Origin of the sequence: Rathayibacter sp. VKM Ac-2857, assembly GCF_013205025.1 — a bacterium.
Classification (GTDB): Bacteria; Actinomycetota; Actinomycetes; order Actinomycetales; family Microbacteriaceae; genus Rathayibacter.
Genome location: NZ_JABMLE010000002.1, coordinates 1,315,970 through 1,330,727, shown reverse-complemented (window position 1 = coordinate 1,330,727; position 14,758 = coordinate 1,315,970). Strand labels below are relative to the sequence as shown.

Here is a 14,758-nt window from a genome sequence, read left to right as displayed (position 1 = left end):
ATTCGCCGACTTGCGCTCACTCCAGGCGCACCTCCGCGGCGGACTTGTCGGCGCGCCAGCCGCGCCAGACGGGCTGGCGGAGGGTGCCGCCGGCGGTGCGCTCGCGGTAGCGGACCTCGCCGACCAGGACGGGCTCGACCCAGTGCACGCCGCGGGACTCGGCGGGCGGGACGGCCACCGCGGGCTCGTCGGTGGCGTGCTCGGCGAGGCGGTCGACGAGGCCGCGGCGCTCGCGGTCGCTGAAGCCGCTGCCCACCCGGCCGGAGTAGACGAGGCCGTCGTCGCCGGGGAGGGCCGTCAGCAGCGACCCGACCGAGCCGACCAGGCCGCCCTCGCCCTCGCGCCAGCCGACGATCACCACCTCCTGCACCCGGTGGTGGGTGAGCTTCACCCAGTCGCCGGAGCGGATGCCCGGCCGGTACGCCGCGTCGCGGCGCTTGGCGACCACGCCCTCCAGGCCGAGCGCGAGGCTCGTCGACATCGCCTCCTCCAGGTCGCCGTCGAACACCGACGGCACGTGCACGCGCTCGTTCTCGGTCGCCAGCTGCTCCAGTGCGGCGCGGCGCTCGTCGTAGGGGCGGCTCACCGCCTCCGTGCCGTCGATCGCCAGCAGGTCGAAGAGCATCAGGTGCACCGGAGTCGCGCGCGCCGTCGCCTCGATCTCGCGCGGCTTGGTCAGTCCGCCGCGGGTCTGCAGCCGACCGAAGTCGGGCCGGCCGCGGTCGTCGAGCGCGACGATCTCGCCGTCGAGCACGCAGTCGACCGCCACGGCCTCGGCGATCGGACCGAGCAGATCGGGGAACGCCCCCGTCAGGTCGTTGCCGTTGCGGCTGGTCAGGGTCACCGCTCCGCCCGACACCCGCACCAGGGCGCGGTAGCCGTCCCACTTCATCTCGATCGCGGAGTCGCCGGGGATGTCCGCCGCGCGGCCGGCGGTGGCGAGCATCGGCCGGAAGGCGGCGGCCTTCGCGGTCGGCGAGCTGGACGGCGTAGTCGCCCCGGATCCCGTCGCCCCGGATCCCGTCGCTCCAGACCCCGACGCCCCGGAACCCGACGCCCCGGACGCCCCACCGCCCTTCCGCACCCCGACCCCGCGCCCGTGCGCCTTCCCCCCGTGCGTCGCGGCCCCCGGCGCCATCAGGTGCAGCAGCCAGTTCTTCTCGTCCCCCTTGCCGCCCTTCGCCCCCGTGTGCAGCAGCGCGTACCGCCGCGGCTCGCCGCCGAGCCCGCCGTCCGGCCGGCCGGTCAGCACCGCGATCACCTCCTCGCCCTCGCGCCACTTCTCCAGCGCGTAGGTGCCCTCGTCCCAGATCCGCACCTCGCCGCCGCCGTACTCGCCCGCGGGGATCGTGCCCTCGAAGGTCGCGTACTCGAGCGGGTGGTCCTCCGTCTGCACCGCGAGCCGGTTCGGATCGCCGTCCAGAGGCGGCCCCTTCGGCACGGCCCAGCTGACCAGGACGCCGTCGTGCTCGAGCCGGAAGTCGTAGTGCAGCCGTCGCGCGTGGTGCTCCTGCACGACGAAGGTGTCGCCCGAGGTCGCGATCCCCGCCCCCGGCGAGGGCACCGGCTCCGGCGTCTTCGAGGCGTCGCGCATGCTCCGGTAGGCGGCCAGCCGGTCGGCGGAGGCGTCGGTCGCCGCGAAGCCCGCCATCCGCTCCGGCGACGGCTCGAGCCCCGCACCGCGCGCGGCGAGCACCGGGCGCAGCAGGTCGCCGTCGCTCCGCAGCCGCTCGACCACCTCGTTCGGAGCCAGATGCCGCATATCCGCCGCCCCGATCTCCTCCCACGAGCGCGGCGCGGCGACCCGCGGCAGGAGCCGGCCGCGCAGCGAGTACGGCGCGATCGTCGTCTTCGCCGCGCTGTTCTGACTCCAGTCGACGAGCACCTTGCCCTCGCGCAGGGTCTTCTTCATGTCGGAGACGACCAGGTCGCGATGATCGGACTCGAGCGCCTTCGCCAGCTCGTGCGCGACCGAGGAGATCTGATCGCTCGAGGCGGAGGCGTCCAGCGGGCAGTACAGGTGGATGCCCTTGCTCCCGCTGGTCACCGGGAACGGCTCGAGCCCCATCCCCTCCAGCAGATCCCGCGCCAGGAACGCCACCTCGGCGCACTCCGCCAGCCCCGCCCCCTCGCCCGGGTCGAGGTCGAGCACGAGCCGGTCCGGCGGCCGCCGCTCGCCGTCCGAGCCGACCCGCCACTGCGGCACGTGCAGCTCGAGCGCGGCCTGCTGGGCCAGCCAGGTCAGGCCGGCGACATCGTCGACGAGCGGGTACTCGACGTCGCGCGACGAGTGCGCCAGCTTCGTCCGGCTGAGCCAGTAGGGCGCGGAGGAGGGCAGGTTCTTCTCGAAGAAGACCTCGCCGGGCTCCTCCGCCGTGCCGACCCCGTCGACCCAGCGCTTGCGGGTCACCGGCCGGCGGGCGAGGTGCGGCAGCATCGCGGAGGCGACCGAGGCGTAGTAGGAGAGGACGTCGGCCTTGGTGAACCCCGCCTCCGGATAGACCACCTTGTCGAGGTTGGTCAGCCGCAGGCGCCGCCCACCCACCGTCACGAGCTGCTGCGAGGAGGGGGTCATGCCTCCATGCTGGTGCCGCTCGGCCACCGACGGGGAGGGAGTTGCGCCGACGGGGGACAGTCGCGATGAGGACGCCGGTGTGGAGGAGCGTCTCGCGGCCCGCGCACGGCTCCGCTGGATAGCCTGACGATCACCCCACTTCCTCGACAAGGAGCCCCCGTGCCCGAGACGATCACCGACATCCCCCTCACCACGATCGACGGCACCGCGTCGACGCTCGCCGACTACGCGCCGGTGAAGCTCATCGTCAACGTCGCCTCCCGCTGCGGCCTCGCCCCGCAGTACGAGAAGCTCGAGGCGCTGCAGAAGCAGTACGGCGACCGCGGCTTCACGGTGCTCGGCTTCCCGAGCAACCAGTTCCTCCAGGAGCTCAGCGACTCCGACAAGATCAAGGAGTACTGCTCGACCACCTGGGGCGTCACCTTCCCGATGTTCGAGAAGGTCAAGGTCAACGGCCGCTCGGCGCACCCGCTCTACGCGGAGCTGACCAAGACGGAGGACGAGGCGGGCAAGGCCGGCAAGGTGAAGTGGAACTTCGAGAAGTTCCTGATCACCGCCGACGGCACCGTGCACCGCTTCCGCCCGACGGTCGAGCCCGACGACCCGCGGATCGTGCAGCTGATCGAGGAGTCGCTCCCCGCCTGAACCGGGCGGCGGCGCGGTTCCGCTCCTGCGGTGGCGGGGGGTCTGATCCCGGCGCCCTGCGGCATCAGCGCGGGCGCAGCCCCTCGGCGAGACGCGCCTTCTCGGGCTCGACGCCCTCGGGGCAGACGATGTCTGACACCTCGAACGGCGTCGCGCGAGTGAACGGGATCATCTCGATCCCGTCGACGTGCCGCAGCAGCACCAGGGCGCTGTCCCCGTCGCGGAGCGTGCGGCGCACCTGGCGCAGGAAGACCCCGGCCATCTCGAGCTCGACCGTGAAGGTCCGGCCGCTGACGTCGATCCGGCAGCCGAGCACCGGCTGCGAATCGGTCGAGGCGGAGTCGGGGGCGTGGCGGACGGCGATCGGCTCGTCCTTGCGAGGCGCGCCTCCCGTCCCGGTCAGGGTGGGTGCTGCGGTTGCTCGCGCGGTGTCGGTCATCGTCGTCTCCGTCCGTGGTCGCGACCGACGGAGAACCGCCCGGTCACTGTCCTCAGACGCTACGACGCGACCCTGGGACGGGGGGTGGGGTTGACGGATGCGCCGCGGCGGGGCAGTGCGGCGGGGCGGGGTCGTCGGGCAGGGCGGCCGGGCTCAGGAGCCCTGGCGCGGCTCCTCGGGCTCCGGGAGGACGGACAGCTCGCCGTGCATGCTCGCGACGCTCAGCATCTGCTCGATCCACGCGCGGTTGAGCTTGGGCTGGTGCGTGTCGGCGAAGCGGAAGTGCAGCGGCACCGAGGGGTGCAGCCAGACCGAGCTGCGGCCGTGGCCGGTGGAGGCGTCCTCGGTCCAGGAGAGCGAGAAGGCCTCGTTGCGCCGCAGCTTCGACAGCACGGCGACCTTGAGGTGGGCGAGGACCCGCTCCTCGAACTCGATCTCGAGATTCTGCGGTCCATAGGTCAGCGTGGCCACGGGCGCCCTTCGTCAGTGCGAGCCGCCCACGGCGGACAGCTCCCCGGGGACGCTAACCGGTCGAGCCCCTCCGTGCGGAATCGGCGGACAGACACGCCGATGCCCCATTGACAGCCCGGGCCGCGCCCCCTAGTCGAGGGCCGCTGCGCAGACGCATCCTGCTGACACGGGTGGATCTCGATACGCCCTCTGCGAGGGCTACTCGATCAGCATGAATGAGCCCATGCTGGCCAGGTGGTGCTTCCTGCAGGGAAATGGATGCGGCAGTGTCTCGCCCATGCTGGTCGAGTAGCCCCGGAGGGGCGTATCGAGACCGCCGTCGTCAGCAGGGCGGGTCTGCAGACTCGTCTTCTGACGCTGGTGGATCTCGATACGCCCTCTACGAGGGCTACTCGATCAGCATGAGGCGTCCACACGGACAGCGTCGTCTTCGCGCGCGCCCGACGCACTCCGCCTGAACGTTCGGCTCGTGATTCCACCCCGGGCTCGCGGTTCCGGCGCATCCCAGCGTGCCGGAGCCGGTTCCGCGTGCCGGAGGTCCGGCACCCCTCGAGCCCGCCCGGCCGCCGCCCGGCACGACCGGGTAGCATCGCAGGGCCTGTTCCGGCGGACGAAAGCGATGAGGCCATGAAAACGCGAGTCATCTTCTACCTCATCGGCGGCGTCCTGCTCCTCGGTGCCGGCATCAGCTCGCTCGGCGACGGGGCGTCCGTGCCGGACATCATCACGATCCTCTGCGGCGTGCTGATCCTCGCCCTCGCCGGCTGGCAGTACCGCCGCTCGCACGGCCCCGACGAGCGCACGCCCGGCGACGACGTCGAGCGCCCCCACCGCTAGCCCGCGCTCAGCCGGCCGGCGGGCACGACCCACTCCCGCTCCGCCGCCGGCCCCGGGTCAGCACTCCGACCGCATGTGAGCCCAGCCGTGCGCAGCCCGCAGCGCGCCCTACCCGCGCGCCAGCAGCAGCCGGTACGGCGCCGCCCGCTCCACGCGCCAGCCCTCGGGCGCCAGCGCGCGCAGCTCCGGCGCCGTGTAGCTCCGCCGCACCGACAGCGACCCGTCGTAGTGCAGGAACGACCCCGCCGCGATCGGCCGGGTCGCCGCCGCATACGCGGTGTACGCCAGCCGCGAGCGCTCGATGTCGTTGTGCAGCGCGCGCGGAGCGAGCCGCTCGCTGTCCTCGAGCAGCGCGCTCAGCGCCTCGGCCGGCAGGTGGTGCAGCAGGTGGTTCGACGTCACGATGTCGTACTGCGCACCCTCGGCGACCAGCTCCGCGCTGCTCGCCCGCCGGAACTCCAGCCCCGCCGGCGCCGGCGTCGAGGTCGCGAAGGCGTAGGCCCGCTCGTCCGGATCGATCGCCGTGATCGCGAGCCGCAGTCCGTCCGCGTGCGCCCAGTCCGCGAGCGAGCGCGCGATGTCGCCGCCGCCCGAGCCGATGTCGAGCAGCCGCAGCGGCTCCTCGCTCCGGAACAGCGGGCGCAGCCGCGTGCGGTAGAGCCGCCGCCAGCCCGAGACCAGCCGGTTCACCGTGCCGAACCGCGCGTAGGTCGCGTCGAGCAGCGCCCGGTCGCAGGACGGGTCGTCCATCAGCTCCTGCGCGTCCGTCTCCCGGTGCCGGAGGTCGGGGAGGAGCGGCGCGCGGACGGTCACGCCCCGCCGCGCTTGGTCAGCAGCGCCATCTCGACGGTCAGCCCGGGACCGAACGCCATCGCGCCGATCCGCTCGCCGTCCGCCGCCTCGCCGTGCAGCAGCCGGCGCAGGATGAACAGCACGGTCGCGCTCGACATGTTCCCCACCGTCCGCAGCACCTCGCGCGAGGGCTGCATCTGCTCGTCCGAGAGGCCGATCGCCGACTGCACGCGGTCGAGGATGCTCCGCCCGCCCGGGTGCACGGCCCAGCGCTGCACGTCCCCGGCGCCGACCCCGGCGCTCCCGAGCATCGGCTCGAGCGCGCCGGTGATGTTGGCGCCGATGATCGACGGCACGTAGGTGCTCAGCCGCATGGTGAAGCCGTGGTCGCCGATCGTCCAGGCCATCTCGTCCTCGCCCTCGGGGGTGAGGGTCGTGTCGAGCGCGTCGATGTCGAGCACCGCGGTGCCCGGCTCGGGCTCGCGGGCCGTGACGACCGCGGCCGCGGCACCGTCGGCGAAGACGGAGGTGGCGACGATCTGCTCCGCGTCGCTGGAGCTGGTCAGGTGGATGCTGCACAGCTCGGCGGCGACGACAAGCACGACGGCGGACGGGTCCGCGTCGCAGAACGCGCGGGCGGCGCGGAGCCCCGGGAAGGCTCCGTAGCAGCCCATGAAGCCGAGGTGGAAGCGCTGCGTCGACACCCGCAGCCCGAGCGTGCGCACCAGCTGGTAGTCCGGCCCGGGCGCGTAGAAGCCGGTGCAGGAGACGGTGACCACGTGCGTGACCTCACCCGGCGCGAAGCCGGCCGCGTCGAGCGCGCGCCGGGCCGCCTCCGCGAAGAGCTCGGGAGCGCGCGCCGTGTAGACCGCATTGCGTGCGGCGGTGCCCGGGTCGAGCAGTCGGCCGGAGCGGGCGTCGTAGAAGGTGCTGTCGCCCTCGCGCTCCTCGCCGTCCAGCTCGTCGACGACGGTGTGCCGGGTGTCGATCCCCGAGGCGTTGAAGGCCGCGCCGATCAGCCGCGAGCCGAGGCGGGTGACGCCGGGCTGCGCGGCGAAGAGGTCGCGGATCTCCGGCTGGTGCAGGACGGTCGCGGGGACGGCCGTCTCGATGCTGCGGATGTGGGCGCTCACCCGCCGGAACCTATCGCACGTTCCTGCGGGTGAGCGGCTCTGCGGAGGCTCCGCGTGGCGGTGCTCAGAGGATCGGCTTCCCGCCGGTGACGGCGATCGTCGAGCCGCTCATGTAGCTCGCGTCGTCCGAGGCGAGCAGCACGTAGGCGTGCGCGACCTCCGCGGGCTGGCCGGGGCGGCCCAGCGGCACCTGCTCGCCGAACGAGGCGACGGCCTCCGGCGGCATGGTGGCCGGGATGAGCGGGGTCCAGATCGGACCGGGGGCCACGGCGTTCGCGCGGATCCCCTTCTCGCCGAGGGCCTGCGCGAGCGAGGCGGTCATGCTCAGCATCGCGGCCTTCGTCGCCGCGTAGGGCAGCAGCTGGTACGACGGCTGGTCCGACTGCACCGAGCTCGTCGCGATGATCGAGGCGCCGCTCGTCAGGTGGGGCAGCGCGGACTTGACCAGGTGGAAGTAGGCGCTCAGGTTCGTCGCGATGGTGCGGTCCCACTCCTCGTCGGGGATGTCGGTCACCTCCTCGCGGCTCATCTGGAACGCCGCGTTGCTGACGAGCACCTCGAGGTGCCCGAGCTTCTCGACGGTCTCGGTGACGACGGAGCGGCAGTGCGCCGGGTCGCGCAGGTCGCCGGGGAGGAGCAGTGCCTCGCGGCCGGCCTCGCGCACCCACTTCGCGGTGTCCTCGGCGTCCTCGTGCTCGTTCAGATAGGAGATCGCGACGTCGGCGCCCTCGCGCGCGAACGCGATCGCGACGGCCTTGCCGATGCCGCTGTCCGCGCCGGTGACCAGCGCGACCTTGCCGCGCAGCCGGTCGGAGCCGCGGTAGCTGGTCTCGCCGTGGTCGGCCTTCGGCGTGAGCTCGGCCTCGGTACCGGGCGGGGTCTGCTCAGGGGATTCCGGAGTCATGGTGCTCCCTCTCGTCGTGGGTCGGTCCCTCCATGCAAGCCGCTCCCGCGGCGCGGCGAAACGGGGTTGACGCCCGTCCGCGCCTCGCCCGAGCCGTGCGCGGCCGTGCGCGTACATGCCGCCCGTGCCGTGCCCGGCCGTGCGCGTACATGGTGGTCGAGTAGCCCCGCAGGGGCGTATCGAGACCCGCCGTCACCAGCACGCTGATTCTGCAGACCCCACCTGCTGACCATGGTGGATCTCGATACGCCCGCTGCGCGGCCTACTCGATCAGCATGATTCCTCCCCGACCGTCGGTCGGCAGGAATGCTGGCCGCCCCGCCGATCCGCCCCGTCAAGCCCGCGACACCCGACGTACCCGGGGAGTTGACTGAGCCGACGCTCCACACCGGAGCGCACGAGGAGGCCGACATGAGCACGCCCACCGATCGGGGCCCCGGCTCCGACAGCACCGGTCCCGACCGCAGCGACCGCTACCGCAGCGACCAGAGCGACACCGACCGCGACGCGGCCACCCGCTTCGACACCACGAGCACCACCTCGGGCGCAACCGCGACCACCACCCCCGGCGACCCGTCCGCCGCGCACCGCGCCCCCGTCAACCCCGACTCCACCGAGGCCGCGAAGGCCCGCACCGCCGCCCGCAAGGACATCCACCAGCGCGAGAAGGACCGCTTCGGCGGCCTCAAGATCGGCTGCGCCTTCTTCGGCTGGCTGGCCGCGACCGGCCTCGCGGTCATCCTCACCGCCCTGGTCACCGCGATCGGCGCCGCCGTCGTCGGCACGCAGGACGTCACCGCCGACCTCGCCGCGGACCCCGCCGCCTTCGGCTGGGTCGGCGCGATCGCGCTGCTCGTGATCCTCCTCGTCGCCTACTACTCCGGCGGCTACGTCGCCGGCCGGATGGCCCGCTTCAGCGGCGCCAAGCAGGGCGTCGCGGTGTGGGCCTGGGCCGTCGTCGTGGCGATCGTCGTCGGCATCGTCTCCGCGCTCACCGGAGGCAGCCAGATCCTCTCGGCCGTCAGCGGCTTCCCGCAGATCCCCCTCGACGCCGGCGACGCCACAGTCACCGCCATCGTGACCGTCCTCGCCGCCCTGGTCGTCTCGCTGGTCGGAGCCGTCCTCGGCGGCCTCGCCGGCATGCGCTTCCACCGCCGCGTCGACCGCGAGGGCCTCTCCGGCCTGGCCGTCTGACCCCCCTCCCTCCCGCGAGATGCCACTTGGGTACGCCTCCCGCGGCGTGTCGCGTACCGAACTGGCATTTCGCGGACTGCCGCCGAGGCTCGCACCCCGGTCGTTCGCGAGATGCCACTTGTGAGCTCCCGCCTCGGCGTGTCGCCCTCATAAGTGGCATCTCGCGGAGTGCGCCGGCACTCGCACCCCCGCCCCACTCCGCGAGATGCCACTTGGGTACGCCTCCCTCGGCGTGTCGCGTACTCAAGTGGCATCTCGCGGGAGGGGACATCTCGCCTACGCTCTCCCGGGTGGAGAACGCGCGCGCCGGCAGGCTGAGCATCGAGCTCGCGGAGTGGGACCCGCCGGCCGCTCTCGCGGGGCTCCGGGACGAGTACCTCGCCTTCCTCGCGGAGCACGGCGCCGCGGCGCTCGAGCGGGGCGGCGGTCCCGAGCACGTCACGGCCAGCTGCTTCGTGCTCTCGCCCGGGCTCGACCGCGTGCTGCTCTGCTACCACCGCAAGGGCCGCTTCTGGGTGCAGCTCGGCGGCCACATCGAGCCCGCCGACGCCTCCGTCCCCGCCGCCGCCGAGCGCGAGGCCCGCGAGGAGAGCGGCCTCACCGAGCTCACTCTGCTCGGCGACGTCCCGCTCGACCTCGACCGCCACGGTCTCGGCGGCGGCTTCGGCCGCTGCAGCACTCACTGGGACGTCGGCTACGGCGCGATCGCCGACCCCGCGCAGCCCTTCGTCGTCAGCGACGAGAGCGACGCCCTCGCCTGGTGGCCGGTCGACGCCCTGCCCGAGGACGTCCCGCCCGGCTTCCCCGAGCGCCTCGCCGGCGCACTGGCGGCGGCCCGCCGGCTCTGAGGACCCCGAACCGCGACGACCGCCCGCCATGCGGCACGATGAACGCATGCCTGACCCCGCGCGCCCCGTCGTCGTCCTCGCCGGAGCGAGCGGCTTCCTCGGCACCGACCTCGCCCGCCGCTTCGTGGCCGACGGCTGGGCCGTCCGCCGGATCGGCCGCTCCGGCCCCGACGCCCGCTGGGGCGACACCGCGGCGATCACGCGCGCGCTCGACGGCGCCCGCCTCCTCGTCAACCTGGCCGGCAAGAGCGTCGACTGCCGCTACACCCCGGCGAACCGCGCCGAGATCCTGCGCTCAAGGATCGAGACCACCCAGGAGCTGCACCGCGCCGTCGCGGCCGCCGCGACACCTCCGCCGGTCTGGATGAACGCGAGCACGGCCACGATCTACCGCCACGAGGAGGAGCGCGCCAACACCGAGCAGGACGGCGTGCTCGGCGAGGGCTTCTCGGTCGACGTCGCGCGCGCCTGGGAGGAGGCGTTCTTCGCCGGCGAGATCTCCGGCGTCCGCCGCCTCGCGCTGCGCATGACGATCGTGCTCGGCGACGGACCGGCCACCGGCATCCTGCTGAAGCTCGCCCGCCTCGGCCTCGGGGGCCCGCAGTTCGACGGCCGCTGGCCCGCCACCCGCGCCCGGCGCGAGGCCGGTGTCCACCACGAGTACCGCCCGACCCACGGCCGCCAGCACTTCAGCTGGATCCACGTCGAGGACGTGTACCGCTCGATCCGCTTCCTGGAGGAGCAGCCCCTCGACGGCCCCGTGAACCTCGCCGCGCCGAACCCGAGCGACAACACCGAGCTCTCCCGCCTGCTGCGCGCCGCGGTCGGCCGGAAGATCGGCCTGCCCGCCCCGCGCTTCGTCCTCGAGCCGGCCACCTTCGCCCTTCGCACTGAATCCGAGCTGCTGCTCAAGAGCCGCTGGGTCGTCCCCGGTCGCCTCGAGGAGGCCGGCTTCACCTTCGCCCACCCCGACCTCGGCGAGGCCCTCCGCGACATCGTCGCGACCGCGCACTGACCCGAGCCGCCCCGCCGAAGACCGGAGCACAGCCCCGACGCACGGCCCCCACTTCCGACGCAGGGGCCCCGCCCCCGACGCACGACCCTCCGACGCACGCTCCCATCTCGACGTCGTGGCGTTCGACGACACCCCGTCGCACCCCTACCCGACTCCCCGGGGAGCGCACCGCACGCGATCGAATGCTAACGTCACCATGCCTGCAACGGCGCGGATCACTGCGTCGCGGGACGAGGGAAGCCCTGCACTCCGTGAACGGTCACGGACCGCTCGAGCGCCGGATCCCCCGCCGGGCACCGCCGACGAAGGAAGCAGCACCCGTGAGATCCAGCGACAGCGCGCCCAGGCGCACCGCGGCCGGCAGCGTCGAGGTCAGCGCCCTCCGCGACGACGGGACGTCCCTCGGCTTCCGCGCCGTGCTGGTCGCGACCGGCGACGGCCGCCTCGTCGTCGCGGACGGCACTCCCGTCCCGGCGGGCTGGCGGTTCACCGGCGCCGGCGACGAGCTGCTCGAGGTCCTCCTCCCCGCCCGGCCCGAGCTGCGGGAGGTGAGCGTCGTCTACACGACGACCCTCGACAACCTCGACCACGTCGTCGTCCCGGACACGGGCCGCTGGCACATGAACAGCAGCCACCCCGTCTCCGCCTGGCGCTTCAGCGGCGACCTCCAGGTCCGCGCGGACTCGCTGAAGACGCCGGTCCACGTCTTCGAGCGACTCGGCGGCGGCGCGCACGGCGTGGGCGTGATCGCTGCGCCCACGGAGATGGACATCACCCTGCACGAGCCCGCCTCGAACCGGGCGCTGAACGCGCACGTCCGCCGGCTGCGGGTGGAGTTCACGCTGCTCCACCTCGCCGACACCGCGGAGACCGGTGACGACGGCGAGGCCGTGCACCGGTTCTGGATCGCCGTCCTCCCCGCGTCGCAGCACGCCGACTGGCGCTCCGTGCTGCGGCGGTTCTCCGCCTGCGAGCGGCAGGCCCTGGACGTGCGCTACTCCACCCGCCCCGAGGCGCTCGAGCCGCACTGGTGCACCCGGGTCGACTGGAGCTCCGAGCACGTCACGCAGGAGCTCGTCCTGCGCAACGCCCGCGTCGCCGCGGAGCTGGGGATCTCGAACATCGTCATCGACGACGGCTGGTCCGGCCGCGGACCGGACTCGAGCGACGACCTGCCGACGGACATCGGCGACTGGACCGCCGACCCGGTCAGGTACCCGGACCTGCCGGGGCTGATCGAGTCGATCCACGCGCTCGGCAGCCGGGTGATCGTCTGGTGCGCCCCGCACGCCGTCGGTCCGGCCTCCGCGGCGTTCGGGAGGGTCGGCGACCTCCTCGTCCAGGACGCTCTCGGCGTCCCGATCCTGAACCCGACGATGTCCTCCTCGCTGTGCTTCCGCAGCGAGCGGGCACGGCGGGTCATGGTCGAGGTCGTGCGGGACCTCTTCCGGCGCCACCCCTTCGACGGCATCGCGTACGACCTCGTCGACCTGCTGCCGTCCGAGGAGTGCGAGTCCCCCGAGCACGCGCACGACCTCGGCTCGACGATCGTCGGACTGCACCGCGTCCTCGCCGAGTGCGCGGCGATCACCGAGGCGCAGCCGCGGCCGGTCGTCGTCGAGATGAGGCAGGACCACGCCACCGCGGCCGTCGCCGGACTCGGCTCGGTCGTGCGCGGCAGCGACTCCCCGTACGCGTCGCGGACCAACCTCGCGCGGATGGACTACCTCCAGGCCCGGGGCATGCCGGGGCTGAACGACTACCAGACCTTCCCCCGCTCGGCGTCGCCCGCCGAGGTGTGCGTCATCGCCCTGCGGATGATCGCCGGGGGAGTCCCCGCCTGGGGCCGCGATCTGACCGCGCTCGATCCGGGTCAGCGCGTCTGCCTCCTCCGCGTGCACCGCTGGTACCGCGCGCTCCTGCACCACGGCGCCGGTGCCCACCGCGAGAGCGACCGGGACGGCGTGCTCCTGCTCCGCACGGACGTCGGCGTCGTCCTGATCTGCACCGAGCCGGGCCGCGTCGTCACCGTGCCGGCCGACTGCTGCCAGATCGTGAACGCGACCCTCTCGACCGAGCTGGTCCTGCGTTCGGAGCAGAAGCGGACCGTCCTCGGCGCGCGCTCGATCCTCGCCGAGGTCTGCGTCCCCAAGGTGCGCTCCCTCCCGTCCGGCGTCCACCGCCTGGACCTCGGCACCGGGACCGTGCTCACGCTCGCCGTCGAGCTCCGGCCGCGCCCCACCGGCGCCGGCGGAGGCACCCGATGACCGCCCGGACGTGCGGCTTCCCCGATGTCCTGCCCGCGGGGCCGCTCCACGAGCTCTCGGAGGAGGACGCGGTGATGGTCGCGCGGTTCCGGCGGAGCGACCTCGCGGCGATCCGCAGCGACGCCCCCGGCCACGACCCGACCGGCCGGACCCCGCCGCGATGACGCCTCCGCGCGAGAGCGTCCGGCGGATCCTGCGGGCGAACCCGGACTACCGCCGCGTCTTCCTCGCCCAGATCGTCAGCCAGGGCGGCGACTGGTTCACGATGATCCCGCTGATCGTCCTGCTCCAGCGCCTCACCGGCGACGGCGCCCTCGGCGCACTGCTGCTCGCGGCCGAGACCGCGGTCATCGCCGTGCTCTCGCTCTGGGCCGGCGGGCTCGTCGACCGCACGTCGCGCCGGACGGTGCTGGTCGCCGCGCAGGCGGGGTCGGCGCTCGCCGTGCTGCCGCTGTTCCTGCTGCAGTCGGCGGGGACGGCGTGGCTCGCGGTGCTCACCTTCGCGCTGCTCGCGGCGGGGAAGGCGTTCTTCACCCCGGCCGTGAACGCGATCGTCCCGCAGATCGTGCCGCGGGAGAGCCTCCTCGTCGCGAGCACCGGGCTGAACTCGGTCTGGGGCGTCATGCTCGCGCTCGGCGCCTCCCTCGGCGGCATCGCCTCCGCGCTCGTCTCGCCGTACTTCTGCTTCGCGATCACCGCCGGCGCCTACGGGTTCTCCGCGCTGCTGCTGCTCGGTCTGCCCGCGGCGCGCGGCGCCGAGCGCGGGGCGGGGCAGGGGGCCGAGCGCGAGGCCGGGCGCCGCGGAGGAGCGGCCCGCTTCGCCCGCGACGTCCGCGAGGTCGCCGCCTTCTGCCGCTCCGACCGGCGGATCCCGGCCCTGCTGCTGGCGAAGCCCGGCAGCCACCTCGGCAACGGCGCCATCGCGCTCTTCCCGGCGCTGGCTCTGACGATGGCGGCGGACCCCGCCGTCGCCGTGAGTCTCCTCTTCGCCGCGCGCGGCGTCGGTGCCGTGATCGGGCCCCGCGTCGCGCGGTTCGCGGCGGAGCGCTCGCCCGACCTGCGCGGCGGGATCGTCGGCGCCGTGCTCCTCTTCGGCCTCGGCTACGCCCTGGTGTCGATCAGCACCTCGGTCGTCCTCGCGATCGCCCTCGTCCTGATCGCCCACATCGGGGGCAGCATGAACGCGAGTCTCAGCGGCTACGGCCTGCAGTCGATCACCGCGAACGACCTGCGCGGCCGCGTCTTCGCCGTCGACACCATGGTCGCCATGCTCGCGATCGCCCTCAGCCAGGCCCTGGTCTCGCTCGGGATCCTGCTCTTCGAGCCGCGCACCGTCATGGCCCTGTGCAGCGCCGTCGTCCTCGGCTGCGCGGCGCTCTGGTGGTCCGCGACCCGCCGCACGCCCCTGCGCACCGCCTGACCCCCTGCTGCCCCGCTCCGCTCTCCAAGAGTCGTCGTACTCGCACTCCCGCTGCGACGACTTCTGAGGAGCGCCCCCCCGCCCACGGGTCCACTTTCCAGAAGTCGTCGCACCGGGCCTGCGGGCACGACGACTTCTGGTGGGCCAGGCGTCGTTCTCGCGCCACCGAACCCTCGTCGGGCGTCGGCCCGTCACTTCTTCGCGCATCTGCGAGAGCA

At 73.6% G+C, this 14,758-nt stretch carries 14 protein-coding genes; 8 read left to right on the top strand and 6 right to left on the bottom strand.

Annotated elements, in window-relative coordinates:
* Window positions 1–16 precede the first annotated feature (16 nt).
* A complete protein-coding gene (locus HQQ86_RS13210; protein WP_173288651.1) occupies window positions 17–2,575 on the bottom strand; it encodes an ATP-dependent DNA ligase in 2,559 nt (852 codons plus the stop codon).
* 159 nt (window positions 2,576–2,734) lie between these two features.
* Between HQQ86_RS13210 and HQQ86_RS13205 the strand changes: the two genes are divergently transcribed.
* The gene (locus HQQ86_RS13205) at window positions 2,735–3,220 is read left to right on the top strand and encodes a glutathione peroxidase (protein ID WP_367948645.1); all 486 of its coding nucleotides are present in this window, start codon (window positions 2,735–2,737) and stop codon (window positions 3,218–3,220) included.
* Window positions 3,221–3,284: 64 nt separating this feature from the next.
* Here the strand turns inward: HQQ86_RS13205 and HQQ86_RS13200 are convergent, their stop codons facing one another.
* A complete protein-coding gene (locus HQQ86_RS13200; protein WP_173288650.1) occupies window positions 3,285–3,659 on the bottom strand; it encodes a hypothetical protein in 375 nt (124 codons plus the stop codon).
* A gap of 153 nt (window positions 3,660–3,812) precedes the next feature.
* Window positions 3,813–4,130: a hypothetical protein gene (locus HQQ86_RS13195; protein ID WP_367948644.1), complete on the bottom strand. Its 318-nt coding sequence runs from the start codon at window positions 4,128–4,130 to the stop codon at window positions 3,813–3,815.
* Between the two features lie 627 nt (window positions 4,131–4,757).
* Here HQQ86_RS13195 and HQQ86_RS13190 point away from each other — a divergent pair.
* Complete coding sequence (locus tag HQQ86_RS13190; RefSeq protein ID WP_123448044.1) at window positions 4,758–4,967, top strand: hypothetical protein; 210 nt, start codon at window positions 4,758–4,760, stop codon at window positions 4,965–4,967.
* A gap of 108 nt (window positions 4,968–5,075) precedes the next feature.
* On the opposite strand, the gene HQQ86_RS13185 is transcribed toward HQQ86_RS13190, so the two are convergent.
* The 3 genes from HQQ86_RS13185 to HQQ86_RS13175 form a co-directional block, all read right to left on the bottom strand.
* The gene (locus tag HQQ86_RS13185) at window positions 5,076–5,780 is read right to left on the bottom strand and encodes a methyltransferase domain-containing protein (RefSeq protein WP_367948643.1); all 705 of its coding nucleotides are present in this window, start codon (window positions 5,778–5,780) and stop codon (window positions 5,076–5,078) included.
* Window positions 5,777–6,892 (bottom strand): 3-oxoacyl-[acyl-carrier-protein] synthase III C-terminal domain-containing protein, encoded by a 1,116-nt coding sequence (locus HQQ86_RS13180; RefSeq protein WP_173288649.1) that lies wholly within the window; start codon window positions 6,890–6,892, stop codon window positions 5,777–5,779. Before HQQ86_RS13180 ends, HQQ86_RS13185 begins: the two co-directional genes overlap by 4 nt.
* Window positions 6,893–6,956: 64 nt before the next feature.
* Window positions 6,957–7,796: an SDR family oxidoreductase gene (locus HQQ86_RS13175; RefSeq protein WP_173288648.1), complete on the bottom strand. Its 840-nt coding sequence runs from the start codon at window positions 7,794–7,796 to the stop codon at window positions 6,957–6,959.
* A gap of 411 nt (window positions 7,797–8,207) precedes the next feature.
* Between HQQ86_RS13175 and HQQ86_RS13170 the strand changes: the two genes are divergently transcribed.
* The 6 genes from HQQ86_RS13170 (at window position 8,208) to HQQ86_RS13145 (ending at window position 14,540) form a co-directional block, all read left to right on the top strand.
* Window positions 8,208–8,990, top strand: a complete 783-nt coding sequence (locus tag HQQ86_RS13170) for a hypothetical protein (protein ID WP_173288647.1) — start codon at window positions 8,208–8,210, stop codon at window positions 8,988–8,990.
* Between the two features lie 290 nt (window positions 8,991–9,280).
* Window positions 9,281–9,838: an NUDIX hydrolase gene (locus tag HQQ86_RS13165; protein WP_367948642.1), complete on the top strand. Its 558-nt coding sequence runs from the start codon at window positions 9,281–9,283 to the stop codon at window positions 9,836–9,838.
* A 46-nt stretch (window positions 9,839–9,884) separates the two neighbouring features.
* Window positions 9,885–10,853 (top strand): epimerase, encoded by a 969-nt coding sequence (locus tag HQQ86_RS13160; RefSeq protein WP_173288646.1) that lies wholly within the window; start codon window positions 9,885–9,887, stop codon window positions 10,851–10,853.
* A gap of 320 nt (window positions 10,854–11,173) precedes the next feature.
* The gene (locus HQQ86_RS13155) at window positions 11,174–13,120 is read left to right on the top strand and encodes an alpha-galactosidase (protein WP_173288645.1); all 1,947 of its coding nucleotides are present in this window, start codon (window positions 11,174–11,176) and stop codon (window positions 13,118–13,120) included.
* The gene (locus HQQ86_RS13150; RefSeq protein ID WP_173288644.1) at window positions 13,117–13,284 is read left to right on the top strand and encodes a hypothetical protein; all 168 of its coding nucleotides are present in this window, start codon (window positions 13,117–13,119) and stop codon (window positions 13,282–13,284) included. The genes HQQ86_RS13155 and HQQ86_RS13150 overlap by 4 nt, the downstream gene beginning before the upstream one ends.
* Complete coding sequence (locus tag HQQ86_RS13145; RefSeq protein WP_173288643.1) at window positions 13,281–14,540, top strand: MFS transporter; 1,260 nt, start codon at window positions 13,281–13,283, stop codon at window positions 14,538–14,540. Before HQQ86_RS13150 ends, HQQ86_RS13145 begins: the two co-directional genes overlap by 4 nt.
* Window positions 14,541–14,758: the final 218 nt, after the last annotated feature.

Bases quoted from the DNA above. Each gene is read 5' to 3' on its own strand.
- HQQ86_RS13210 (WP_173288651.1), bottom strand. From the start codon at position 2,575: ATGACCCCCTCCTCGCAGCAGCTCGTGACGGTGGGTGGGCGGCGCCTG.
- HQQ86_RS13200 (WP_173288650.1), bottom strand. From the start codon at position 3,659: ATGACCGACACCGCGCGAGCAACCGCAGCACCCACCCTGACCGGGACG.
- HQQ86_RS13190 (WP_123448044.1), top strand. From the start codon at position 4,758: ATGAAAACGCGAGTCATCTTCTACCTCATCGGCGGCGTCCTGCTCCTC.
- HQQ86_RS13175 (WP_173288648.1), bottom strand. From the start codon at position 7,796: ATGACTCCGGAATCCCCTGAGCAGACCCCGCCCGGTACCGAGGCCGAG.
- HQQ86_RS13170 (WP_173288647.1), top strand. From the start codon at position 8,208: ATGAGCACGCCCACCGATCGGGGCCCCGGCTCCGACAGCACCGGTCCC.
- HQQ86_RS13160 (WP_173288646.1), top strand. From the start codon at position 9,885: ATGCCTGACCCCGCGCGCCCCGTCGTCGTCCTCGCCGGAGCGAGCGGC.
- HQQ86_RS13150 (WP_173288644.1), top strand. From the start codon at position 13,117: ATGACCGCCCGGACGTGCGGCTTCCCCGATGTCCTGCCCGCGGGGCCG.
- HQQ86_RS13145 (WP_173288643.1), top strand. From the start codon at position 13,281: ATGACGCCTCCGCGCGAGAGCGTCCGGCGGATCCTGCGGGCGAACCCG.